The sequence below is a fragment of the Cohnella sp. OV330 genome, assembly GCF_900112065.1.
Classification (GTDB): domain Bacteria; phylum Bacillota; class Bacilli; order Paenibacillales; family Paenibacillaceae; genus Cohnella.
Genome location: NZ_FOKE01000002.1, coordinates 367,370 through 393,406 on the forward strand (window position 1 = coordinate 367,370; position 26,037 = coordinate 393,406).

Annotated in this window: 15 protein-coding genes; 3 read left to right on the forward strand and 12 right to left on the reverse strand. The window is 55.3% G+C overall.

Annotation, left to right across the window (positions count from 1 at the left end; all coding sequences use genetic code 11):
• Nucleotides 1–145 precede the first annotated feature (145 nt).
• A complete protein-coding gene (mprF, locus tag BM235_RS05485; protein ID WP_090110329.1) occupies nucleotides 146–2,812 on the forward strand; it encodes a bifunctional lysylphosphatidylglycerol flippase/synthetase MprF in 2,667 nt (888 codons plus the stop codon).
• 78 nt (nucleotides 2,813–2,890) lie between these two features.
• Here the strand turns inward: mprF and BM235_RS05490 are convergent, their stop codons facing one another.
• From BM235_RS05490 to BM235_RS05520, 7 genes are all read right to left on the reverse strand, one after another.
• Complete coding sequence (locus BM235_RS05490; protein ID WP_158543902.1) at nucleotides 2,891–7,561, reverse strand: polysaccharide lyase family 8 super-sandwich domain-containing protein; 4,671 nt, start codon at nucleotides 7,559–7,561, stop codon at nucleotides 2,891–2,893.
• 232 nt (nucleotides 7,562–7,793) lie between these two features.
• Nucleotides 7,794–8,840, reverse strand: coding sequence for a glycoside hydrolase family 130 protein (locus tag BM235_RS05495; protein WP_090110333.1), 1,047 nt, complete (start codon nucleotides 8,838–8,840; stop codon nucleotides 7,794–7,796).
• Nucleotides 8,841–8,852: 12 nt separating this feature from the next.
• The gene (locus BM235_RS05500) at nucleotides 8,853–10,388 is read right to left on the reverse strand and encodes an extracellular solute-binding protein (protein WP_090110336.1); all 1,536 of its coding nucleotides are present in this window, start codon (nucleotides 10,386–10,388) and stop codon (nucleotides 8,853–8,855) included.
• A gap of 61 nt (nucleotides 10,389–10,449) precedes the next feature.
• The gene (locus tag BM235_RS05505) at nucleotides 10,450–11,340 is read right to left on the reverse strand and encodes a carbohydrate ABC transporter permease (RefSeq protein ID WP_090110338.1); all 891 of its coding nucleotides are present in this window, start codon (nucleotides 11,338–11,340) and stop codon (nucleotides 10,450–10,452) included.
• Nucleotides 11,341–11,354: 14 nt separating this feature from the next.
• Nucleotides 11,355–12,266, reverse strand: coding sequence for an ABC transporter permease (locus tag BM235_RS05510; protein WP_255374071.1), 912 nt, complete (start codon nucleotides 12,264–12,266; stop codon nucleotides 11,355–11,357).
• A 177-nt stretch (nucleotides 12,267–12,443) separates the two neighbouring features.
• A complete protein-coding gene (locus BM235_RS05515; RefSeq protein ID WP_090110340.1) occupies nucleotides 12,444–14,681 on the reverse strand; it encodes a helix-turn-helix domain-containing protein in 2,238 nt (745 codons plus the stop codon).
• A gap of 165 nt (nucleotides 14,682–14,846) precedes the next feature.
• Nucleotides 14,847–15,716 (reverse strand): helix-turn-helix transcriptional regulator, encoded by an 870-nt coding sequence (locus BM235_RS05520; protein ID WP_090110342.1) that lies wholly within the window; start codon nucleotides 15,714–15,716, stop codon nucleotides 14,847–14,849.
• A 189-nt stretch (nucleotides 15,717–15,905) separates the two neighbouring features.
• Here BM235_RS05520 and BM235_RS05525 point away from each other — a divergent pair, with 189 nt between their 5' ends.
• Nucleotides 15,906–18,146 (forward strand): helix-turn-helix domain-containing protein, encoded by a 2,241-nt coding sequence (locus tag BM235_RS05525; RefSeq protein ID WP_090110344.1) that lies wholly within the window; start codon nucleotides 15,906–15,908, stop codon nucleotides 18,144–18,146.
• A 31-nt stretch (nucleotides 18,147–18,177) separates the two neighbouring features.
• Nucleotides 18,178–19,773: an extracellular solute-binding protein gene (locus BM235_RS05530; protein ID WP_090110346.1), complete on the forward strand. Its 1,596-nt coding sequence runs from the start codon at nucleotides 18,178–18,180 to the stop codon at nucleotides 19,771–19,773.
• A gap of 48 nt (nucleotides 19,774–19,821) precedes the next feature.
• Here BM235_RS05530 and BM235_RS05535 read toward each other — a convergent pair whose 3' ends face one another.
• The 5 genes from BM235_RS05535 to rarD all read right to left on the reverse strand — a co-directional run bounded on the left by BM235_RS05535 (nucleotide 19,822) and on the right by rarD (nucleotide 25,919).
• Nucleotides 19,822–20,739, reverse strand: a complete 918-nt coding sequence (locus BM235_RS05535) for a carbohydrate ABC transporter permease (protein ID WP_369803475.1) — start codon at nucleotides 20,737–20,739, stop codon at nucleotides 19,822–19,824.
• Nucleotides 20,740–20,757: 18 nt separating this feature from the next.
• Nucleotides 20,758–21,687 carry an ABC transporter permease gene (locus tag BM235_RS05540; RefSeq protein ID WP_090110348.1) on the reverse strand — a complete coding sequence of 310 codons (930 nt, stop codon included), beginning with the start codon at nucleotides 21,685–21,687 and terminating at the stop codon, nucleotides 20,758–20,760.
• Between the two features lie 79 nt (nucleotides 21,688–21,766).
• Nucleotides 21,767–23,431, reverse strand: coding sequence for a type 2 periplasmic-binding domain-containing protein (locus BM235_RS05545; protein ID WP_090110350.1), 1,665 nt, complete (start codon nucleotides 23,429–23,431; stop codon nucleotides 21,767–21,769).
• Nucleotides 23,432–23,771: 340 nt separating this feature from the next.
• Nucleotides 23,772–24,911 carry a DUF2264 domain-containing protein gene (locus tag BM235_RS05550; protein ID WP_090110352.1) on the reverse strand — a complete coding sequence of 380 codons (1,140 nt, stop codon included), beginning with the start codon at nucleotides 24,909–24,911 and terminating at the stop codon, nucleotides 23,772–23,774.
• A 129-nt stretch (nucleotides 24,912–25,040) separates the two neighbouring features.
• Nucleotides 25,041–25,919: an EamA family transporter RarD gene (gene rarD, locus BM235_RS05555; RefSeq protein ID WP_090110354.1), complete on the reverse strand. Its 879-nt coding sequence runs from the start codon at nucleotides 25,917–25,919 to the stop codon at nucleotides 25,041–25,043.
• Nucleotides 25,920–26,037 lie beyond the last annotated feature (118 nt).

Sequence of the window (26,037 nt, forward strand, 5' to 3'; positions counted from 1 at the left end):
ACTTACGCCGGCTTTTAACACTTTGTCTCCCTTACCTAACAAATGACTTCGAAATATAGGAGGTTGTTCGTCGCGAAAAATATTTTTTTCTAGACGATCGGTAAGGGTATACTTGGTATACGATCACCGGACGAGGAGAACGAGGATGGCCAAAAACAAAAAGGAGCTCCCTCGCCTAAAGGCGCTAAAGCTCCTATCAACGCTTTACCGTTTAAAAATCATACAAATTTTGATTCCGCTCGCTATTATCGGGCTGATAATATGGGAAGGCCAAGCCGAGTTCCGACGGATCGACTGGGCGGCCACGCTGCATATTCTGCGGCACATCGAGCCGTCCAGACTGCTTCTGCTCATCGCATCGTCCCTGGTCGCGGTCGCGTCGGTCGGCGGCTATGAATTCGTGCTGCGCCGGCACTTTCGGCTTTCTATCAGGCGATGGACGACTTTTCGCATCGCCTGGATCGCCAATAGCACGAATAGCGTCATCGGATTCGCCGGCGTCGCCGGCGCCGCGCTGCGGACCTACTTGTACCGCAACCGCGGCCTTTCCGTTCCGACGATAACGGCTTGCATCGCCTTCCTGTCGACCATTACCATTACGGGGATATCGCTGCTGGCTTGGGGCGGCCTCGGCGGGCTTTTTCCGATCGATGCCGTGATTCGGACGCATCGCTGGACCCTCTATGCCGTCTGGGCGATTGCGCTTTATTTGCCTGGCTACTTGCTGTTCCAACGCACCTCTTTTTACGCCAAATGGCTGAACCGCGACCTGCCGCGGATGAATCCGTCCACGATCGCCGCATCCGTGATCGTCTCCGTGGCGGAATGGGCTTTAGCCGGCGCGGCGTTTTGGTTGATCGCCTCGACTCTGCTTCCGGATCTCCCATTCCGTACGACGCTCGGCATCTATACCGTCGCCGCCGCGGCCGGACTCGTGAGCTTGGCGCCCGGCGGCATCGGCGGCTTCGATCTGATCGCGCTGTTCGGCCTGCAAACGCTCGGCTATGCGCCTGAGAATACGGCCGCCGCGCTTGTCCTCTATCGCATCCTCTACTATCTGATCCCATGGCTCATCGGGCTCGTCCTGGGCGTCTTGGAGTTTGCCCAGAACCGGCAGAAGCCGGCGGAGACCGATTCGCGCACGGTCGAGGACTCGCTGAACGGCTGGCAACGACTGTGGGAATTTCCCGGCCAGCACGCCTGGATCGCCGAATTCGGCGCATGGGCGCTTGGCAAGCTGGTGTTCCTGAGCGGAGCCGTTCTGCTCCTGTCGGCCGCGACGCCGGGCTTGCTCGGTCGGCTCGAGTTTGCCGAGGAGCTGCTATCCGCGCCGCTCATGCGCCTGTCTCACCAATTGAGCCTTACCGTCGGATTGATGCTGATCGTTCTGTCGTGGGGCATCTCCCGCAGAATCCAACGCGCCTACCCATGGACGCTCGGCCTGCTGTGCGCCGGCGCCTTGTTTACCTTCACCAAAGCGTTCGACTTCGAAGAAGCGATCTTTTTGCTTTTTGTCGCGCTTTTGCTTTATTTATCGCGGGCGCGCTTCTACAGAATCGGCGCGCCGATCCCTCGGGAGCGCTTGGCTGTCTGGGCCGCGACCACCCTTCTCATCGCCTATGTCTACGATATCGTCGCCGCGGGCACCGTGCCCGAATTTATGCATCGGCTCCCTGACAATCGCTATCTTCACTTGATCCTGAACCCGACCCAACATACGATCGCCGTCGTCACGGGTCTCGGCGTGACATGGCTGCTCCTGTCGCTCGCGCTCCTGCTGCGACCGAACAAGATAACGGCAAGCAGCGCTTCCGCAGAGGAACTGGACCGGGTGCGCGGCTTTTTGAACGGCGCGAACGGCAACCTGCTCACCCATATGCTTTTCGCAGGGGACAAGCGCTTTTTCTGGGCATGCGACGGCCGCGTCCTCATTCCTTATTCGATCATTCGCAACAAGTTCGTGGTGCTTGGAGACCCGCTCGGCGACCCGGCGCTGATCAGCGGCGGCATTCAGGAATGCCAACGGCATGCCGATCTATACGATCTGGAAGTCGTTTTTTACCAGGTCTCCCCCGCCTATCTGCCGATTTATCACGAAAACGGGTATCGGTTTTTCAAATTGGGCGAAGAAGCGCTCGTGAACCTAACGACGTTTTCGCTAGCCGGAAAAGCCAATACCAACCTTCGCACCGTGATCAATCGCTTTGACCGCGAGGGATACCGGTTCGAGGTCATTCAGCCTCCGCATGATCCGCAAGCGTTGGAGCGACTTCGCCGGATCTCGGACGCCTGGCTTAAAGGCCGGCGGGAAAAAGGCTTCTCGCTGGGCTGGTTCGATCCCGCCTATTTGCAGAAGGCGCCGATCGCGGTGCTGTTGGCGCCGGACGGGCAGGAGATCGCCTTTGCGACGCTCGCGCCAAGCTACGACGGCGGGCGGACGACGTCCATCGACCTCATGCGCCATCTGGCGGATACGCCGAACGGGACCATGGACTTTTTGTTTATTCGCCTGATCGAGTGGTCCCGGGATCAAGGGTATTCCGTCTTTAATCTGGGTATGGCTCCCTTGGCCAGCGTCGGCGAAGCGCGCGCCGCCATGCGCGAGGAGAAGCTGGCGAACCGGCTCTATGAATACGGCGGGTATTGGTACGGCTTTAAGGGGCTGCGCAAATACAAAGAAAAATTTCGTCCGGCCTGGGAGCCGCGATACCTCGCCTATCCCGCGCGCGTATCGCTGCCCGTTCTTCTGGTCGAATTGATCCTTTTGATTGCCCGGCGGCCGAACAAAGGCCGCAGGGTTAAGGTTAAGTAAGAAAATCGCTAAAAACCCCTTCTCCGTTAAAAATCCGGAGAAGGGGTTTTGGCGAACATCGCTTATTTAATTCGTCTCTTACGCCTGATCCTTGGCTGCCAGCATCCGGAACAGAACCGTGACCGTCTCCGCTCTCGTCGCGACATCCTTCGGGAAGAAGCCGTTGCCGCCCTTCCCCTGCATGATGCCCAGCTTCTTCATCTCGGCGGCCGCGCCGACGGCCCAGACAGGAATGTCGCGATCGTCCGCGAAGCCGGCAGAGGATGCATCAGGAGCCAGATTCAACGCTCTCGCGAGCATGACGGCCATTTCGGATCTCGTCATCGGCGCGTCCGGGCGGAAACTATCGTTCGCATCGCCCTGGATCAGCCCCATGCTTACGGCTTGCGCAACGGCCGTCCGGGCCCACTGGCCGATTCGGTCCGCGTCCTTGAAGGACAGGACCGACGCTTCGTTCTGAAGCTTCAGCGCCTTGACCAGCATGACCGCGAATTCGGCGCGCGTCACCGTACGGTAGGGACGGAACGAGCCGTCCGGATAACCTGTAATAATCCCTTTTTTTGCAGCTTCCATAATACTCGCTTGCGCCCAGTGACCGGCGATGTCCGAGAACTCGCGGCCGGGAACGTCCGGCGTGTCCGGACGATCGCTTGGCTCGTCGGGCTTGGCCGGCGGCGTCACGGTCGTTCCTCCGTCCGGATTGCCGCCGTTCGGACGCTCGTGGACAGAAATGCTTATTTTGCCGGTCACGGAAGGCGCGGCGGATAACACTGCCGTGATCGTCGCCTCACCGGCTGCGGAAGGCGCCGTGAAGCGTACGCTGAACCGGCCGTTCGCATCCGTTGTCGCTTTGGACGCCTGAATGCTGCCTGCCGAAGCCGCGAGCTCAACCGCTGCGCCTTGCACCGGCAGACGGTCGCGATCCGTTACGATGCCCGTCACGGTCGCTTCGTCTCCGGTCCACACGGCGGATGGCGCAGCCTGCATGTCGATTCGGACAGGCACTTGCTCGGCTTGGCCGACGGACACCTTAATCGCGCTCGTCACGGACGGATAAGCAGTCAAGGCGGCCGTGACCGTCGCTTCTCCGGCTGCGGACGGTGCCGTATACACCGTGCCGAACCGTCCGTTCGCATCCGTTACCAGCCTGGCAGTCTTGACGCTGCCAGGCGAAGCCGAGACTTCGACCTCTACGCCGGGGACAGGCAGATCGTCGCCGTCATAGACAATGCCCGAGACGGACGATTCGCCTCCCGCCGTCACGGCAGACGGCATCGCCTGCAGCTCTATGCGAACGGGCGCTTGCACGTCCTCATGGATCGAAACGGAAATCGTATTCGCCACGGACGGATTCGCGGCCGAAGCGGCCGTAATCGTCACCTCTCCGGCGACGGACGGTGCCTTAAAGATCGCGCTGAACTCGCCGTTCGCGTCCGTTACCGCTGTAGCCGGTTGGAAGATGCCCGCCGAAGCCGCGAGCTCGACCTCTGCGCCCGGAACGGGCAGATCGTCGCCGTCGTAGACGGTTCCCGTCACGGATATGGCGCCGCCTACCGCCACGGAAGACGGCGTCGCCTTCAGCTTGATGCCAACGGGCACCTGCTGAGCCTGCTTTACCGGCACGACGATCGTTCCCGTCACGGACGGACTCGAAGGCAGGACGACCGAGATCGTCATGTCGCCGGCAATCCCCGGCGCCGCATAAATATGGCTGAACAGGCCGTTTTCGTCCGTGATCGCGCGAACGGTGTCCGCGCTTCCCGGCGCTGCCGAAATTTCGACGACCGTGCCGGATATCGGAAGCCCGTCGCCGTCATATACGACGCCCGAGACGGACACGTCTTCGCCGACCGTCGCGGAAGACGGCGTCGCCTTCAGCTCGACCCGGGCGGGTATCCGCTCCGCAGTCTCGGCCCCGTACACTTTAAATTCCCAGAGCGAATAGCCGTAGGTGCTCCCTCTTTTTAAGCCGTTCATCTTGACGTATCGTGCATTCACCGGTTCGAAGCCGATCTCGTCGATATCGCCGTCCCCGTTCGCGGTGCTGTACACGGTCGTCCAATCCGCCGCATTGTCGGATACCTGGATCTGATACTCCTTGCCGTACGCGGCCTCCCACTGCAGCACGACCTTCGCGATCGTCCGGCTTGCGCCCAGATCGACGTAAATCGACTGCTGATCCGTGTAGTTGGACCCCCAGCGGGTCGTCAGCGAGCCGTCGACCGCATTGCTCGCCGGTACGTCGGCCGCCTTGATCGAGCTCGCTACCACATTCTTGCCTTCCGCGAGATTGGGCGCGACTGCCTCGTAGACGTTGAATTCGGCCAGCGAATAGCCGGCCGCGTTCCCCTGCCGGACGCCCTGCATGCGGACGTACCTGGCGTTTACCTTGCCGAAGGAAATGTCGTCGATGCCGCCGTCTCCCAGCGAGGTGGCGTAGACGTCCGTCCAGGCGACGGTATCGTTCGAAACTTGAATTTTGTAGCTTTTCCCGTAGGCCGACTCCCACTTCAATCGGACTTTATTGATCGTATACTGGTCCTGCAAATCCACGTAAAGCCACTCGTCGTCCGAAGCGTTCGAATGCCAGAAGGACGTTCTGTACAAATCCGTCGCGTTCGAGGCGAATTGCTTGCCTTGACTGGAGGAAGCAGCCGCGCCTTTGCTGTAGGCAAGGTCAAATCCGCTGTCGTCGAGGGCGGCTCCCTCGTTTAAAGTCACGCTTCGGCCGGCGAAGATGTCTTTGCCGAGCCGATACGTTGTCGTCGTCTTTTCCCCGTCCCGATTCAGCGTCACGTTCACCGTAACTCCTGGGGTTTCGGGATTGGCGACCGAGATGCGGGCAGGCGCCTTGGACTCGTCGACGATCACCATGGCGGGCTTATCCACCGCAACCGTAAGCCCGTCTCTTACCGTCACCGTTCCCGGCTGATAGAACAGCATTTCCGACAGGCCCAGCGTTTCGTGCCGAACGGCCTGAACCGACGGCGTATTCGAAAGGATTCGAATCGGATTGTCGTTCGCGTAGCTGCCGACCTCTTCGGCGGATTTGTCCGGCAGCAAGATGTATTGGTAGGAAGCGCCGGTGGGCTTCACGCCATGATCGAGCCAGATCGAGAAGATCGGCTTGGTGATCGGCTCCGTCGCGCTGCCCGTGACGACGTCGCTCCATTTGCCCGTCTTCGTCTCCAGCTTCACTTGAAAATCCGTCGGGTTCGGGAATACATAGCCGATGCGATCGTTATAGGCCCATTTCCCGTTCGTCTGCTTCGTTCCGTCCGTCATCGGCTGGCCGTCCACGCTCGCGTCGCCTGCCGCCATACTTTGGTTCAATGTCGTGTGGATCGCGGCGGCATTCGTCGAAGCGATCCCTGCGCCAAGCGCCACCATTTCGTCATCGAAGAAGAAGTAGCCTTTTTTGCCGCTGGTGCTCAGCTTGTTGAAGTCGAATGCGGTGGCTCCATAACGCTCATTGGTCACGCCGCCCACAAACGTCTTGGGATTGTTGAAATTCCCGTCCTTCGTGAATACGTATGGGGCCGTCGTGCCGGGAACATGGGCCCAGTCCATCAATGGGTAGACTGGCTTGTATTCTTCGCCGGTCCGCTGAATGGCGGTGGCTCCTTGCGGCGTCCAGTACAGCAGGTTGTATCCGCTCGGATTAATCGTTCTCCATTCGCCGCCCTTCACCGTGCTGGAGGACATCTTGACCGTAATGCCGTAGCCGGCTCGCATATGGGACGAGACGAGCGTCTGCCATTGCGTCATATTGTTGTCGTTCAGTCCGTTGCTCGTGCTCGTGCCGATCTGGCGAATATTGTTCAGAAAGCTTGCAAACTCCGAAGCGCGCTTCGGATTGGCCGCCTCCATCCACTGCATCGGATCTTCATAGAAGGTCAAGGCCGCGCTTGTATAGTCCGGCCAATCCGGTCCGTTCATCCCCATGCCCAGGTCGGCGACGTCGCCTCTCACTTGATACCTGGTGCCGTCCAGCAGGTAGGACGATAACGAATCGATCGCCGCCTCGCTGTAGGAGAAGAGCGTGCCCGAAGTAATGTAGGCCCAAAACGACATGTCTCTGGCGAAGCTTCTGCCATAGCCCGTCGTATAGTTGGTTTTGCCGTGCTGGAAAAAGGACATGTCCGACTGGATTCCGGTCACCGTCGTCGTCACGGCCGACAGCACGTTAAACGCATCGACGGCGCTCCGGACGTTCTGGGCATCCTCCAGCAATAAGCCCCGGTACATATAGTTTTGGTTGTACCAGGACGAATTGGCGCCATCGACGGTGTTCGGGCTGCTGTCCAGCGTGCCTACGATATTGGAGGCTTGCGTTGCCGTTAAGTAGCCCTCGCATAATAGCCCGATCTTCTCCAATCTTAATTGGGTTCCGATCGTGTTCTCCCACCAATTGGTCGAAGTCGGCTTGACCGTGAACCAATGATCCAGCGCCCGCTTGATGCCGTCCAGCAGCGCTTCGCTATGATAGTTCGGACCCTTCGGATCGGCGAACGCAGCGGCCATCGACTGCATCCGATCCAATGCGAGGTAGGACGGCCAGCCTCGTCCGTTGGCGGCGGATTGCTTGCTCGCGTAATCCACGTCCGCCCAGCTTCCATCCGCTTGCTGGCTGGATAAGTAAGCGGTAGCCTGCGATTTGAACGTCCATTCGACCCGGCCGTTCGTTCCGTCGTTGATGATATCCTTGGAAACGTAAAACTCGACCATCCGCTCTTTCATCAATTTCATATCGGCAATCTCTTGCGCGGCGTTCGTCTGCTCTGGCATGCTAGCCGATGCGGACGAGGTTAGCCAGACGGACGATAGCATCGAACCGACAAGGACAAGACAAATCCACTTTCTCACAAACCTTTGCATGTGGTCAGTCATGCACAAGCCCTCCTTTGTTAAACGAATCGCGATTGAAAGCGCCTTCCAAATCAGAGAAGGAAGAAGGCAGCTCGCACTGCCCCCCGACCTTTTAAAAAAGCGTGTTGTATATATCCTCCAACGGGATGTCTACGCCGGCCATCACTTCATCCGCGGCCCCATAATACATGCGGATCGTTCGATCCAGCAGCAGGGCTCCGCACGAAAAGACGACCCGGCCGAAAAATCCGTTCACCTCGTATTCCGCTTCCGGCTCTAAGATCGGCACGCGGGCTCTTGCGATGACCTTAGCCGGATCTTCCAGGTCCAGCAGCAGCGCGCCCATGCAATAACGGTCCGTCGCGTCCGCTCCGTGATACAGGACAAGCCAGCCTTCGGGCATTTTGATCGGAACGGCTCCGCCGCCGATTCGCCCTCCGTCCCATTGCCCCTCCCGCAGACCGATTAGGAACCGATGCCGTCCCCAGTGAACGAGATCGGGTGATTGGGCGAGCCACATCTCGGGGGAGCCGATCGCCTTCGGCACGGGACGATGAAGCGCATAATAGCTGCCGCCGATTTTCTCGGGAAAAATCGCAACGTCTTTATTCTCGGGAGGAAGCATCGTGCCGGTCCGCGCAAAAGTAACGAAGTCCTCCGTCACGGCGACGCCGACGCTCACGCCCTTTGACGAGATCGCGCTGTACGTAATGTAATATTGACGGCCGATCTGCGTAATCCGCGGATCTTCGATGCCCCAGGCCTCCAGCGGGCCGTTCGGCAGCATCGCCGGACCGGCATCCACTTTGAAGCGGATGCCGTCCGTGCTTCTGGCAATGCGCAAATAGGATAGGGAGGTTAAATACGCGTACTTTCCCCCTTGCTTAACGACCCGGGAGTCCGTCAGATCGTACCGGTCGTCCGACTTGGCGATGCGGACGATCTCCAGCTCGCCGTTTGTCTCGCTCAGCACGGGGACCAGCACCTGATCGTCGTCGGATTGAACCGGCATCTCCGCGACCCGCAGCAATAAGATAATCTCGTCTCCAAAGGTCGCCACCCCTGCGTTAAAAACGCCGACGACCTGAAAATCGGGATGGATCGGCTTTACGTCGTTCGTTGCTACGATCGGATTGTGCGCAAACCTGCTCAAGGCCATTTTCGAATCTCCTTATTTCTGCGCCGCCAGATAAGCATCCAGCTGCTTTTGATATTCCGCTTGTATCTTTTTCAGGTCCGCGCCGTACTTGGCTTCGAAGTCGGCAAAGGATTTGTCCGGATCGAGCGAGCCGAGGAGAATCGGATAGACGTACGAGTTCGCCTTCAGCCTTGCCATCTCTTGCAGCACCGGCTCCGGATTAAAGGTAAAGCCCGAGTCCTTCGACTTCGTAAAGTTGGCCGCATCCTTCGCCCAGTTCCACCATTTCAGCTCATCCGGCGACAAGGAAGCGTCATAACGTTCGTACGTCGGATTCCAGATCCAGTCGAAGCCGAAGTTCGGATAATCGCCGTTTAATGCTTTGAACCCGTCTTCGCCGACAGCCTCCCAGTTCTTCCCCTCCAGGCCGTAGCTGAGCAAATCGTAATTTTCTTTTTCGTTCGCCCAGTTCAGGAACATAATGGCGCGCTCTTTATTTTTGCTGCTCTTCGGCACGCTGATGAAATTCCACTGCTTGAAGTCGGTCTGGTACTTTTGGGACGGATCCATAAAGGTGACCCATTCGGCCGACCCGCCGAGCTTGCCTACGGCGTCCTGGATCGATGACGGGATGCCGACGTCCGCGGAGGTGATCGCCGCCGTTTTTCCCGCCGTGAACAAATCCCGCTCGTTCTGCACCGCCAGGTTATCCTTGTTGACGATGCCGTCCTGATACCATTTGCGCATGCCCTGAATGCCCGACCAGATGCCCTCGTCCTTATTTTCGAACAGCGTGTAGATTTTTCCGTCATTGTTTTTCTTATAGAAGAAGGGGTACATCTCGGGAATTTCCTGCTTGACGTCGTAGGCCGAATCGAAATAGAAGGGATACGCGTTCGTGATGCGGTCCGTCGACACGAGCGTCGTCAGGGGACTCATCCCCTGCTCGTTCTCTTTTACCTTGTACAAGTATTGCGAGAGATCGTCGAACGTTTTCAGCGGCTGCATGCCGTATTTCTCTCTCAGGTCTTTGCGAATATAGAAGCCTTTGATCTGATATTGAGAGACGCCGAGCGGGATGCCGTAAATATGGCCGTTAAACTTGTTCGCGTCCCACATTTCCTGCGGCCGGGTTTTCAGTATCGTTGGCCCGTACTGCTGCAGCAGCGGCTCCAGATCCTCGTACGTATCGGATGCGACCATCTTGTTCATATGGAGCCAGGGCGCATCGAAGATCAGGTCGACGGCTTCCCCGGAAGCAAGCGCGAGCGAGGTTTTGTTGTCCAGATCCGACCACGGAATGAATGTGATATTAAGCTTGACGTTGAGCGTTCCGGCCATCCGCTTTTCCGCTTCGGCGATGACGGCATCCATATCTTTGGGACGGTCTCCGGGAATATAAATCTTTAATGTAGCGGGGCTGAGCGCCTTATCTTGTTCCGCTTTCTGAGTCCCTGCCGCGCTCGAGCCCGCCGCCTCTTTGGTGTCGTTGCCGCTGCTGCAGCCGGCCAGCGCGCCCGAAGCGGTCAGCGTCGTCAAGCAAGCCAGCAGCATCCATTTTCTTTTCATTTCGATTGCCTCCCTGGAATCTTTCTTTATATGCTCAACCGTGTACCGGTTATAGCCCGAATTAGCCCTTGACGGAGCCGATCGTCAGCCCTTTGACGAAGTAACGCTGCAGGAAAGGATACAACAATACGATCGGCCCGATGGTCACGCAGACGGTCGCCAGCTGCACGCCATAAGACGGAATCTGCTGAAGCTGGCTTGTCGACGCGCCTTGAATGTAAGCTGCGGCGTTCATATTGGAGATCAGCTGACGAATCATGATCTGAAGCGGGTGCAGCGTATAGTCGTCGACAAACAAAAGCGCGAGCCACCAGTCGTTCCAATACTGCAAGGCGTACAGGAGCGTCGTCGTGGCGAGGACCGGCGTGGTGATCGGCAATATGATGCGGAAAAACGTTCGCCATTCGCCCGAGCCGTCGACCGTCGCGGCTTCATTCAGCTCGTACGGCACCGTACGAAAAAAGGAAACCAGAACGAACGTATTGAACGGGTTCAAGAGATACGGCAGGATTAAAGCCCACAGCGTATCCTTCAGATGCAGCCAGTTAACGACCAAAATGTAAAAGCCGACAAGCCCCGAACCGAACAGCATCGTAAAATAAGTGAGAAACGACAACGCGTTTTTGTATTTGATCTTGCGGTGGGCGAGCACATAGGCGAACATGGCGCTGATCAGGACCGCCGCAAGCGTGCCGATGACGGTCGTCTCGATCGTCACGAGATAGCTTCGGTACACTTGCCCGCCGCGCAGCAGAAATTCATAAGCGTACAGGCTAAGCTTGCTGGGGATCAACTTGAATCCTTCCGCTCTAAGACTGCTCTCGTCCGTAAAGGACCCGATAATGACCATCCAGAACGGGATGAAGCAAAAGAGCGCAAAAAGCGTCGCGATCAGGTAAGCGGAACCGTTGACGAGCCAATCGCCGATACTCTTTTTCGAACGTCGTTGCATTTGCTGGATCTCCTTTAGAAAAGCCTGGAATCAGGATCGTATTTTTTCACGAGTCCGTTAAACAACAGAATGGTAATCAGACCCATGACGGATTGGTAGAGTGCCACCGAAGAAGCCATGCCAAAGTCGCCCAACCCGCGAAGCGCGCGGAACGTGAAGGTATCGATCACGTCGGTCGTCGGATAAAGCAGCGAATTTTCGCCGACAATGCCGTAGATCATGCCGAAGTCCCCATAGAAGATCCGTCCGACCGCAAGCAGCGTCAAAATGACCAAGGTGGGTCTCAGCAGGGGAAACGTGATGTAAAAGATTTGTTGAAGCCGATTGGCCCCGTCGATTCGCGCGCTCTCATAGAGTTCGTCCGAGATGCCCGATATGGCTGCCAAAAAGATAATCGAGTTGTACCCGGCAAACTTCCAGATGGAGATGACGGTCAGGATGATCGGCCAATACGAAGGGGAACTGTACCAATCGATCGCGCCGAGCTGGAGCGACTTCAGCTCGTGATTGACCATCCCGTTGGTCGAATTGAGCAAGCCGAACACCATCAGGCTGACCACCAGCCAGGATACGAAGTAAGGCAGAAAAATAACGGATTGCGCCAGCTTCTTGTAGAACCGGGCTCGAATCTCGTTCAGCGAGATGGAAAGAATCACGGCAAGACCGAGACCGAAGACGAGGAACAGCGCATTAAGTCCAATCGTATTAAGCGTTACATGGATCCAATCGTCGCTGCCGAAAAAAAACTTGAAGTTATTGAAGCCGTTCCATTCGCTCCCCCATATGCCCTTCGAGACGGAAAACTTCTTAAAGGCGATCACGTGGCCCACCATGGGCAGGTAGGCGAACACGAGCAGGAATAGAAGACCGGGCAACGCCATCGCATAAATACTTTTGTTTTTGTGAAGCTCTCGCAACAAACTCAATTGTGCCCTCTCCTTTCGATGTCCTCATCGTATCGGAAGGCGCGCGGTTCTGGATAGTTCTGGTTCTACCAAAACGCCGTTCTTATGCGGTTTTTCAGGTTCTCGTTATAACGAAACGCAAAAAAGAACCCCCATTTCATCGGTTCATGAAATCGAGGTTCTTCCTTGCATTTTCTATCATCGGAGTTCGTCCGCTTCGAATCTGAATTGCATGGGAGTCATCCCTGTCGCCTTCTTGAACACCGTGAAGAAGTGACTCTTCGTCTGGAAGCCCGCGGAATCCATGATTTGCGTGATCGGCCATTCCGTCGAGTGCAGCAGTTTTTTAGCCTTCTCGATCCGCAAGCCGAGTATAAAGTCCGAGAGCGAGATCTGCAAAATATCCTTGAATATCGTTCGCACATAGTTCGGAGATAGACCGATATGTTCGGCAATCTCTTCTATGGTTAACACCGTTTCCTGCAAATGCTGGCTCACGTAATCGACGACGGAGGCGACGACATCCTCCTTGCGCGTCTCGCGGCTCGGCTTCTGGTTTCGTTCCTTGAAGGCGATCATTTCCTTCTTCAGCCAGGCATAAACTTCGTTCAGGTTGGCGAACCGATCCAATTGACGCGAAACGCCTTCGAAGTCCTGAAGCGCTCCCGCCCGCAAAAATATCTTTTTCATGCCATAGACCAGCCGAATCAACTGAAACCTGCATTCTTCAAAGGACAAGTGCCGCAAGCGCGCAAACAACTGCTCCATGACAAGGAACGCCTCGTGTTCCTCGCCTTTGCTGACGGATTGAAGAAGCTGTTGAATCAGCTTGTCGGAGAACGGCTCCAACGTTTGCGTTTGAAACCTGCTCCAGTCCGACTCCTCGTAAACCTTGTCATCGCCGTTCAAAAATTTCAGCATGGAAAACTCCATTGCCTGACGGTAAACGGATTGAAGGTTAAAGTTCTGGTCATTAGTCAAATGATAAGAACCAACCGTAGCCAAATTCAAGCAGCGGTTGATATTTCCCTTCATTTCCGCCAGCATCCGGCGGATGGCATCCCCGGACATCGAATTGGCCCATAACAATACGATATGGTCATCGTCAAAATCTACGGCTTCGCATTCCGCATAGTGATAACGAAAGGTTTCCTGCGCAATGTTGCCCATAGCGTATTTCAATAACTTTCTGGAATAATAATTGTACTTTTCCTCGAAGGAGGTATAATATTCGATTCTGACGACCGCGAGTCCCGCCTGCTTCGCTTTCGCGACCGGGGCCAGTTCGATCAGCGACTGCCGCGACGCGGCCGGCAGCGTCCCGTTTCGGATCCACAGCCTCAGCATATCCTCTCGAATCATCTGCTGATTGGATTTGACCGATTGATTCATCTGCTCGACCTGCGTCACCAGCTTGCCGATCCCGCTGCGGAGGATTTGATGTTCGGGTTGAAGGCGTCCGGCCCCGTCCGAATCTGCCCCATTGCGCTGAATCAATCCGATCAGCTCGCTGAACGGCATATAATGCCGGCGGGAAACCCAAAACAGAAACAGAAGCGTCAAACTCAGCATGACCCCTGCCGATAACAAAATGGCGTTGCGAAGCTCGTTCAGCTTAAGCTGCCAGACATCCCACGGCGTAAACTGGTATACGTGCCAGCCTTCAGGTTCGATTTGCGCGGTATGGACGAACCATTTGCGACCGTCTTCCTTCCAATTGAATCTGCTGCTTGGCATCTGACCGAACTTTTTGATGGCCGTCAGCAATGGCTCGTTATCGTTTCCCAGTATGAAGTTTCCCGCATCATCCGTTACGATCAGCTGCATCTGGCTGTAAATCTCGGACTGCAATACATTTTCGTCAAAATTGCCTTTATCGACCATCATGACCAGATATCCGTCCGAATTTTTCATCGAGTTATCTCGAATCGCCAAATAAATATAAGACCGGTTCCCGTCGCTATGCCCATGAAAACGAAAATAAGGACTCCTATCGTTCCTTACCTTCTGAAGCAGCGGCTGATCGAAAAAATCGATATTGTCGAACATCGACTCGCGCAACGTCCATACCCTGTTTTCTCTTGCGCTGATCAAGTAAATATTATGTATGAAAGGCTCCGAGGCGGCATATTCCTTCATGCTGTTCGACAGGCGCACGAGAAGCTGCGGGTCGTTCGGGCTTGAAAACCATTCCCGGACCAATTCGTCGGCGAACATCCGCATGCCGTATAAACGAAGCTTGTACAGCGTAAATTCAGTGCTTTTTTGTACTTGCTTCAGCTGGTTCTGAATGGTCGCGAGAACCTCGTCCCGCGCGGATTGAGAAAACCGTTGCACCAAGTAGAGAGAAAACGCGCTTACTAGGACCGTTATTAAAATAGCCGACGTGACAAACGCCCGGAGGTACGTTTTGCGCATGATCGTTTTTTTCGCCATCGTGTTCAAGAACCCCTCTTATGAATATCATCTCTCTATAATGATCGGCTTGAGGCGGTTTCTTAAAGTACTGATTTTAACAATAAACGAGAAACTCAAAAGAAAGTCCCCGCGCGCCAAAAGGTTAAGCAGCTTGCATCGGCTGCTTAATCTCAATAACGATATCTACTTCAGGAGTTTCGCATGCCTAACGATTTCGCTGGGTCGAACGCCCTTTAACTGCTTGAACACTCTGCCGAAATACGTTAAATTCGAAAATCCCGACAATTGCGCCGCCTCGCTGACCGTGACTTTGCCTGTCCGCAGCAATAGCTCGGCTTCATGGACTCTGAGCATATTCAGGTACTCGGTGAACGTCTTCCCGGTCGACTTCTTGAACAGGGAACAAAAATAAGTCGGGGTGAAGTTGCAAACCGCTGCGGCCTCGTTGATCGTGATCGGCTCTTGGTACCGACTGCTTATGTAGTGCAAAATATTCTGAATCGAATGTTCGCCTTTCGCGGCCCGAGTGACTGGAGGCTCATCTTCGGAAGCGCTCAGGATGAGGGCGAACGATCGAATCAAATCGGACTTGATGAACAATTCGTAGCCCTTGCGCTTCTCCCGATATTCCCTATCGATGCGTGCCAGGCAATCGCCGATTTCGCTCGCGAGCGGATGGCTCGCCTTAATAACGCTAGGAACGGATATCTCTTGGTTGATGATCGGAATGACAAAGGTTCTCTCCGTCCTGTCGAGCGCGGAATTACGGAGCAAGGCATCGTTAAATACGACCGCGATCAGATCCGTATCTTCGCCGATGGGAAACGCGGCATGCATCTGTCTCGCGTTAACGAACAAAATGTCCCCTTCGCGGAGCACGGCCGTATCCGAACCGATGTGCACGCGGAAAGCGCCTCTCCGAACGAGCACCCACTCCAGATGATCGTGCCAGTGAAGAGGGATAGAAACCTGAATTGGATAAGCGACGTGGAAAACGTTGATCGGAAACGTTCTGTCCGGAATATCGGTATGTTCGAACAGGTCCTTCTCCACTTCTCCCTCGCCTCCTCATCGTAATATTGGTTGAATATGTCGTAACAAATCGGCTAGTTCGCACTTCTTTTCTCTATTATACTGAAGAAAGGGCTTACATGACTTCATAGCTAACTCTATTCACCGGAAGCGCCTAGAGACGTAAAAAGCTTAGGGCTGCTTTCTTTTTAATTTAATGGAGGCGCTATCATGAAAAAAAAGCGGATGAAATTGCTATGGAAGTTTACGCTCTCCTATATCGTCGTACTTCTGCTGCCGTTATCCGTCATTCTCTTCTACTACTATCCGTACTCGACCTCCATCGTGAAGCAAAAGGAAATGGCTTGGAACGAACACGTGACGGAACAGGTAGCGAATAGCATGGATATTTTCATGAAGTCCGTTTATACGCTTCCCGCTTCCATCGTGGATAACCAAGAGATCAAATTCTCGCTCATCGGAACCGACGATTATCAACGCTTGGTCGTGACGAACGAAATGAAAAAGTACAATTCGCTGGACGCCCTATTTTACAACACCTTCCTCTATGTAAAAAAAGACGGCTACTTATTCTCTCGCACCGGATTCAGCTATAAGCTCGAAGCGTTCATGAATCCCAAATCCGGATTCGTATACGCCGATTGGAGCCCGGATCAGTTCGCGCGCGATCTGGCCCGACTGTCCGCCATTCAAGTACGCCCTTCCGAAGACGTTACGATCGTCGGCGAAGGGCGCGTGAAGATGATCACGATTATTCTTCCTCTTCCGCTCGGCAACAGCAAAGAAGGAAGCGTCATTTTTATGATCAAGCACGATACGATCGCCCGGTTGATGAAGTCCGTCTCCAACGTTTATTCGGGCGACTTTATCATCTTGGATCAGAACGATAACCCGATCTTTACACTTAACGAACGAGACGATTTTGAGTCGGCGGGGTTCAGGCGATTCATGAACCGGCTTCAACCCGGGAATTCGGGCGTCTACGGCTATGACGGCACCTCCTACATCGCCTCACAGACCGTATCCCAGCAGAACGGCTGGAAGTATGTAAGCATCAATCCGCTGGCGGTAGCCCTTCATCAGACGAAGGAAACGCAGCGGAATACGTTCGCGCTCGTCGGCGTCATCCTGCTGATCGAGATGCTGGTCATCTATGTCTCCATTCGAAAAAATTACAACCCGATAAAAGCGCTCGTCCAGCTGGCGAAAACGGCGTTTGGCGGCGACGAAGAAAAACGCGGCAACGAACTGGACATCATCCATTCAGCCCTCCGCAATCTGACTGCCGAGAACAACAAGTTGGACGAGAGCGTGAAACGAACCGTCCCCAAGGTGAGAGACACCTTGCTCGGGGAATTGGTGAGCGGCCGGTATGCCTCGCTTGCGCAATTCGCTCAGGAGGCGCAGGCTTACGGCTTACGCTTCGGTTATCCGAAATGCTCGGTAGCCGTCATCGTCGCAGAAGGCGACACCGAGACCGTGCTCCGCGAGCTGAAGCGACGAGAGACGACGCTGGCCGCCGGCATAGACGGTTATTTTCTCAAGAGCATCCATCACGAAGATATTTTGTTCGTCTCGACGCATCTTCCCGAAGCTAGCTTGGCGGATATGCTGCGCGAGCTGAAAGAAGAGATCGCAAGCGCCTGCGGAGAAATTCTCTGCATCGGGATCGGAAATTCGGCGGACGGCCCCGAAGGATTTCATGGCTCCTACATGAATGCGCTTCGGGCGGTCGAACATTTGCGCATCAAAAACGAGACTTCGATCGTCGCGTTCGAATCGCTCGCGGAACAAAGAAACGAGTCCGTTCCCTATCCTTCCGAGGCGATCCAATCCCTCGAGCTGTTTATTTTGACCAACGACGTGCCTGAGGTCGAACGCACCGTAGCCCATTTAACGGCGTTTTTGAGACAGGACCGGACGCCACCTTTCATGATCCGCGCGGTTTACTTGAACGTCATCCATACGATCATCAGCGCGCTTCACCGGCTCAGGCATGATGAAGGGATCGACCGATTAGGCGCGGCGACGTTCCACAATCGCATCTCCGTCGACGAGATGACAGCCATTCTGAAGGAAAGTACGGCATTGCTGTGCGGCTTAATGTCGAATGCGACCGCTTCCGTCAAGACGGCTACGTTGGACGACGTCCTTCATTTTATTGAAGAAAATGAATTCGAGCCGACCTTTTCCCTGCAGACGGTCGCCGACAGATACGGGATGTCCGTATCGAATTTTAGTCATTATTTTAAAAAAGCGGCGGGACAAAACTTTAAAGAATACGTGGACGGCCGACGCGTTCAGAAGTCCAAGCAACTGCTGACCCAGACGCGGCTGCCGCTTGAACAAGTCGCGGGACAAACCGGCTACACCAACACCTCCAGCTTCATTCGGGCGTTCAAGAAGAACGTCGGCGTTACCCCCGGCCAATTCCGGGAGTTCAACCGTTAACTCGCGGCCGAATTCAAATGAGGAGGTACCCATGGTCAAATATAATCGCAGTCGGATCGGACTTCCTGTCGCGCTCCTATTAACGGTAATCACGGCTTGCAGCAACGACAAGGCGGGAATGAATACGGCCCCCGGCACGACTCGCCAACAGCCGGTGACCCTCAAAGTGATGGCCGTCACGCACCAGCTTACGAAGGACCTGAAGGATATTCCCTATTTATCGCAAATCGCGCAGAACGCTGGCGTTAACGTAGAATGGACCCAATCCCGCACCGGCTGGGACGAACGGAAGAGCGTCGTATTAACGAGCGGCGACTTGCCGGATGCCTTTCTTGCAGGATTAACCGATCAAGACATCATTGCGAACCAGGATCATTTCGTCGACCTGAGCCCGTACATCGACAAATATGCGCCGAACATCAAGAAAATGTTCGCGGAGGAGCCGGACGCGAAACGAATCAGCATGTTTCCGGACGGCAAGATTTATTCGCTTCCCGCCGTGAGGCCGATCCGTACGAACAGCTTTAACGTCATGATGATCAACAAGAAGTGGTTAAGCGAGCTCGGCCTGCAAAAACCGACGACGTTGGACGAGCTTCGGGAGGTTCTGATCGCATTTCGCGACAAGGATCCTAACGGCAACGGCAAGCCGGATGAGATCGGCTTGGATTGGTGGGCCGGCGCCGGAGGCGGCTTGGGCAGCCGCGGTCTGTTCAGCGTCACGAGCCTGCTTGGGGCTTACGGCATCTCGGATCATTTCGCCGAGGAGATGATCGGCGTCAACGATCGCAAGATTCGCTTCCTGTTCGCTGGAGACGAATACAAAAGATTAATCGAGTACCTCGCCGGGCTCTGGCAGGAGAAGCTCGTTAACCCGGAAGTATTCACGCAGGACTACACCGCCATGAAGGCAAAAGCGCAGCAGGATGATGTCGCTACGGTAGGCGTCACTTTTGGCTGGTCGTTGACCGACCGGGTGGGCAAATGGGCCTCCGAATACGAACCGCTCGCGCCTCTCAAGAGCAGCGACGACATTAAGCCCGTATGGCCGACGAACCCTGCCCGCGTACAGCTTCAAACGAACCTTTTTACGATGACGAAGAGCAATGCGCATCCGATCGAGACGATGAAATGGATCGACAGCTTCTATAGCGAGGATAATTCCATCCAGGGCTACAATGGATCGATGCCGACGTTCGTGACCAAACGCGAAGACGGCCGCTACGAGATCGTCCCTGCTCCGGATGGCGATCAAGACACCCAGCAATGGACGAACGCGCTCGTAGACGACGGCCCCCTGTACGCTTCCGACGCGTTGGGACGCAAGACGATCGCGCCGCCTTCCGTCAACGCCAGGCAAGCGCTCGACGACGTCTATCGCGATTATCAACCTTCGGATCCGAAGGATATTTATCCGATCGTCAAGTTCTCGGCGGAGCAGATCGACGAGATGTCGTTAGCCAAGACGGATATCTTGAAGCTGGTCGATCAAAAATTCGCGGAATGGATCATCAAATCCTCCGTGGATGCGGAGTGGGAAGATTATCTGAAGCAGCTCGATCAGATGGGCCTGGCGACCATGACGCGAATCTATCAGCAAGGCTATGACGATTATTACAAGCATTAGCGCGAGGGACGACTTCCGGCCGTCCCTCCCTTCTCGCAGTATAAATGGCTAGCCTTTGACCGAGCCGATCATTACGCCCTTCTCGAAGTATTTCTGAATGAACGGGTATACGATCAGAATCGGCAGCGTAGATACGATGATGACCCCATACTTGACCTGATCGGCGAACTGCTGCGCATATCCGCCTGCATTCCCCCCGGACCCCGCTCCTTGCGAGAAGACTTGATTGGAGAGCAGGATATCCCGCAAAACGATCTGCAGCGGCTGCAATTCGTTGGAATGAATATAGATGAGGCCCGTGAAGAAATCGTTCCAATGCGCGACTAAATAATAAAGCGCAATGACAGATATGACCGCTTTGGACAGCGGCATCGCGATCAACGCGTAAAATTTAAAGTGCGAGCATCCGTCGATCGAAGCCGACTCGTAGAGCTCCTTGGGAAGCGACGCTTCGAAAAAAGTGCGCGCGATGATCAGATTAAAGACGTTCACCGCGAACGGAACGATAAATACCCACATGGAGTTCGTCAAATGCAAATCCTTCATCAGGATATAGGTCGGAATCAGGCCGCCGTTAAAGAACAACGTAAACACGAACAGGAACATCAGGATCCGTCTTGCCCGGAATTCGGGCCTGGAGAGCGAATAGGCAGCCGGAAGGGTTAGCAAGAGATTGACCAGCGTGCCGGCGACCGTGTAGATCACCGTGTTCTTATAGCCCGTCCAGATCCGATTGTCCTTGAAGATCTCATGATAACCGAACGTGCTGATGCCTCGCGGAAACAACGTGACCTTGCCGGTCGATACCAGCGTCTGATCGCTGACCGAAGCGATGATCACGAAGTAGAGCGGATAAAAGACAATGACGAATATGAGGATGCACAGGACGACGATCGCAACATCAAATGCGGTCTCCCCGCGGCTTCGTTTTCCCGAACGTATCGTTTGAGCCTGCACAGGACTCACCTCCCAAGGCGCTTTGCTTTACCAGAGACTGATATCGGAATTGCGCTTCGCAACCCAGTTCATGGCGTAAAGAAAGACGAAATTAATGAATGTATTGAAAAGTCCGATCGCCGCGGAATAGCTGAATTGATTGGAAACGATCCCGATCTTGTACACGTAGGTCGAGATGACTTCGGATACGGGCAGATTAAGCGAATTCTGCATCAGGAACACCTTTTCGAAGCCCGTGCCTAAGACGTTCCCCATGCTCAATATAAACAAAATGACGATCGTCGGAATGAGCGCCGGAACATCGACGTTCACGATCGTTTTCCACTTGTTCGCGCCGTCCATCTTCGCCGCGTCGTACAAGCTCGGATCTACCGTGGAAAGCGCGGCCAGGTAAATGATGCTGTTCCAGCCGACATGCTGCCAGACGTCGGATAAGACAAATACGGGAATGAACGAATGCGTCGATGCAAGCAGGTTCAAATCCGTGTGTCCGATGCTCGATACCAAATGCCCGACGATGCCCGTATTCGGAGACAGCAGCACGTTCAGCAGCCCGACCATGACCACGATGGAGATAAAATGCGGCATGTAAACGATGGTCTGTAGCAGCTTCTTCCCATTCGCCCACTTGACCTGATTTAAAATAAGCGCCAGTAGGATTGGAGCGGGAAAACCCAGCACGATCGTCGTCAAGCTGATCAAGAACGTGTTTTTCATTAAATCGCCGAATTGATAGCTATGAATGAACTGCGAGAAATAGTGCAAACCGCGCCATTCCCCGCCCGTTAAGCCCTTGGAGAAGTCGAAGTCGCGAAAAGCGAGTTGGATGCCGTACATCGGAATGTAGTTGAAAATAAAGACGACGGCGATCGCCGGTAATACCATCAACCAGAGCTGATAGTCGCGCCGGAGCTCCGACCAAGCTCTGTTAGCGGGTTTATGCGTCGGTGGGGACATCATCGGCCTCCTGAGGAAGGAGGATGCCTCTCCACTTTGAAAGTGAAGCATCCTCCCCGAATGTGGACTTGATCTACAATCAGTTTTTGCTCTTGTAATCGTCGTAATATTTCTGCATGATGCTCAAGTTGCCGTCCAGGCCGATTTTTTGAATATTCTTTACGTACGAATCCCACTCCTTGTCCACGCCGCCCTTGGTGACCCATTGCGAAAATTTCGCCATCGCCAGGTTCATCAGGTTCGTGTTCACGAGGCTCATCGCGTTGTTGTCATCCTTGCTGTACTTGATGAACATGCTCGGCAGTACGTCGTTCTCCTTGTCGATCGCGTTCATGACCGCATCGAGCGGTTCCGTCTGCTTGCCCACGGATTGCATGTCGGTCCCGAGCGTCAATTGAAGCGAATCCGAAATATACATCGGGCCATTGTCCGCCCAGGAAGAAGTCCACTTCCAAGTGCCCGGATCCATGCTGGCGTCGGTCGGCGGCAGTACCGCGTAGCTTCCGTTGCCATTGTCCTTGATGTTCGTGCCGAGCGAGCCGAACAGCACCTGCATGCTGACGGTCGGATCGTACAATTGATTGATGAACCGCATGGCCGCGTCCTTGTTCTTGGTTTTCGCCGACATCTCGATCATGTTTACGCCGTAGTTCAGCGTGTTGAAGTCGTAGTCGTAGGACGCTTGAACGTTCGAATCGGCGGACGCTTTAAGCGGCGCCATCGACGCGTACTGCGGCGCCAACGCGTTGCCGAAGCGATCCGTCACTTCCCAGCCCCAGGAAAATCCGACCTTGGCCTTGTCGCCGCTGCCGCGGGCGACCGATTGGAACTTGGAGTAGTCCTGCGTGAAAGTCTCCGGATTGATCAGGCCGGCCGCCCAGCACTTGCTCAGGAATTCGACGAGCTGCTTGTAACGGTCGTCGACGAAGTAGTTCTTGATCTTGCCGTCCTCGGCGAAATAGCCTTGCCCGCTGCCGTCCGTGAGCGTAATGCCCAAGCTGCCGAGCAGCACCTGCGGTTGGAAGAAGCCGAAGCCCGTCGTACCGACCGGAGCGAAGTCCATCGGAATCTCGTCGTTCGCGTCTCCGTCGCCGTTGGCGTCCTTCTCTTTGAAGGCGACGAGTACGTTGTACAACTCGTCCCAGTTCGTCGGCATCTGGAGTCCGAGGTCATCGAGCCACTTCTGGTTGATATATTGCCTTGAAACCGTCGAAGGCCAGAATCTTTGATATTTAGGGAGACCGTAAATTTTGCCGTCCGTCTGCGTGGCAATGACCTTCGTCTCCGGCTTTTCATCGAACATCGTCTGGACGTTCGGTCCATCCTTGGCGATGAGCTCGGTCAGGTCCTGGAACAAGCCTGGAAACTGCGCGAAGTCCGCATCCGTGATCGCGTTCGGTCCGACGATCAGGTCCGGAACGTCGCCGCCCGCGAGCAGCGCTCCCTTCTTCTGATCCCAATCCGCGGAGATCTCCTGCCACTCGATCTTGACGCCCGCACGCTCCTCCGCCTTCTTTAGCCAATCCATCTTCGCCAATTCTTGCGTGAGCGGGTGTTTGACGATAAGTCCCTTCAGCTTCACCGTCTCTGCCGGGACGCTGCTTCCGGAAGCGGCCGGACTTGCGCTCGAGCCTGCGGATGCGGGGTCCGCGGAAGCGTTGTTCTCCTTGCTGTTGCCGCTGCACCCTGCAAGCGACGCCGCGACCAAGCCGATCGTCAATAATGCCGGTATTGCCTTTCTCATTAGAAATCCTCCCTTTTCAAGCGTGATCAGATCAGAGACAAGGATCGTCGACACCGATGCAGCATTTGTTCTTGATGCGTAAGACGATGACCGCGACCCTGCATTTGCGATCCCATATCCACCATATCCGCTCTAGGGAGGGGCCGTATAGAAACAGTTTTTGATCCATAAACAATATTTGAAAACGCTGTCTTGGTTGCGCTTTCAGACTTCTGGTTGATGCGATTTTCAATTTCTGCACATCTTCAAATTTGGGAAATGCGTTTCTAAAACGGGAAACAGTGAAAAAGGCCCGCCGAGGTAGGCAGGCCTTGTTTAGCTTTTCACTATTGAAATGGCATTAGAGCGCCTTGTCGATCGGAAACGGCACGCCGGCCCATGCCTTCTTCGAGGTCCAATCGGCTTGCCCCTGCCAGAACGAATGCGCCGGATCCAAGCCAAGCGGGAGGAACGCCGTCGCGCATAGATACAAGCTGCCTGTAGAAACGTACCCTTCCCCGATCTCCTCCTGATCTCCGCAGAAGCCGACCCGCAGCCAGCCGTCCCGGTCGAATGTCCCAGGTGCCTCGATCATGCGACGAATAACGGCAGTCAGGGCGCATCGGACCTGATTCGGAGCAACCTCTTCGGGAAGCCAGCCTTGAAGGGCAGCCTGCGACAGCAATTGAAACGCGCCGAATCGGTATGCAAGCGATCGGCCGATCGGCGGAAACGTGCCTTCGGGGGAAATGAGCCGCTCTTGCTGCGCCGCATGCCGAGCCGATCGGCGGATGACGTCCGCGTATAAGCTTTCCCATTCCGGATACTGCGGTCCAACCGTCCGCAAAATATCAACCAACATAGGTTGAATCACGAAGGAGTTATAATAATCCCAATGGAATGCCGGACCGTCTCCGTAAACCCCGTCTCCTAAATACCATTCCTCATGTTTCTTTAACGCAAAATCGATGCGCATGGGATCCCAATCTTCGCCGAGCAAATACAATGCGGTTTCAGTCATCGCCGCGAACAACAGCCAATTGTTATAGCCTGGTTTTCTCGATCGCGTCGCTTTTAAGCCGTTGATGACATTTTGTTTCACTTTCGCGTCAAGCTTGCTCATTAGCTCTCTCGGAGCCCGAACGAGAGCATGGGACAAAAAGGCGGCATCGACGATTGGCTGAAAACCATCCGAAAAGTTCATAAAATCCGGCGAAGAGAAATCCGTAGCCGCGTCGATCGCTTCTCTAGCCATCTTTGCCATCGCGCCCCGAACCCGCTCCTCCTCACCGGTTAATCCGTCCAGTTCCAACCAAGGGGCCATGCCGGCCAGCAATCGTCCGAGCGCTTCTAAGTAAGTATATGCTTCCCGGTCGGCCCCCTTTTTCTGGACAGGCATCCGCTCCTTGAGCTTGCGTTCGGCCAACGCCTCCAAGACCGGCTTGCCTATTCGCAGCATCCATTGCAGCCATCGCTGTCGGTCCGCTGAATCGTAATCCATAGAAGACGCCTCCCCGTGTATCGTTTTTTGTATTCTATAATGTCCATGAAAAAGGCACAAACGGAAAATGGCCATCTCCGCCCATCGGACGGAAATGACCATTTTGACGGTGCCGGAGCGCCTTTGCCGTCAGCTCGCCTTCGCGAGCCTCGCGCCGCGAACCGAAGCCGCAGCGTATACGACGAGCGCCGTCCAGATGAACGCGAAGCCGACGAGCAGCACCGGCGAGACCGATTCCTTGAACGCGAATACGCTCAGCAGCAGCATGATCGTCGGCCCGATGTATTGGACGAAGCCGAGCGTGGACAGCGACATCCGGGCGGCCGCCCGCGCAAAGAAGAGCAGCGGCAGCGCCGTCACCACGCCGGACAGAAGCAGTTCGACGAACGTGGACGCGGGCAGCGTCCATGCCGTCGTCTTGCCCGCGGCGGCCAAGTAGATCCAATAACCGAGCGCGACGGGCAGGACGACGGCCGTCTCCGACAGCAAGCCGATTGAAGCGTCTTGCCGGATCTTCTTCTTCGCGAAGCCGTACAGCCCGAACGACGCGGCCAGCGAGATCGCGATCCACGGAAATCGCCCGTAGTCGACGGCGATGATCAGCACCGCGGCGCCGGCGATGGCAATCGCGAGCCATTGTCCGCGGTTCGGCTTTTCGCGAAGGAAGACGACCGCCAGCAATACGTTCAGGAGCGGGTTCAAATAATAGCCGAGACTGGTCTCGACGACATGGCCGTTGTTGACCGCCCAGATGAAGATGAGCCAGTTGGCGGCGATCAGCAGTCCGCTGGCGGCGAGCGGCAGCAGGAGCGCGCGGCTGGCCGCAATCCGCTTCATGTCGCCCCAGCGACGCTGGAAGGCGACGAGAATGCCCATGAAGACGAACGACCAGACCACCCGATGCGACAAAATCTCGCCTGCCGGCACCTCGTTGAACAGCTTCCAATAAAGCGGGAGAATCCCCCACATGATATACGCGATTACCGCGTTGACCAACCCGTTGTTCATAACCAATTCCTCGCTTCTCGCTCCGATGTCTGAACGGATTATACGCCTCGAGCCGCGAGTAGGCAAAGGAAATAATTGGGTTGTGGGCGGCAATCAGCAGGCTAACTCGGCCGCATGC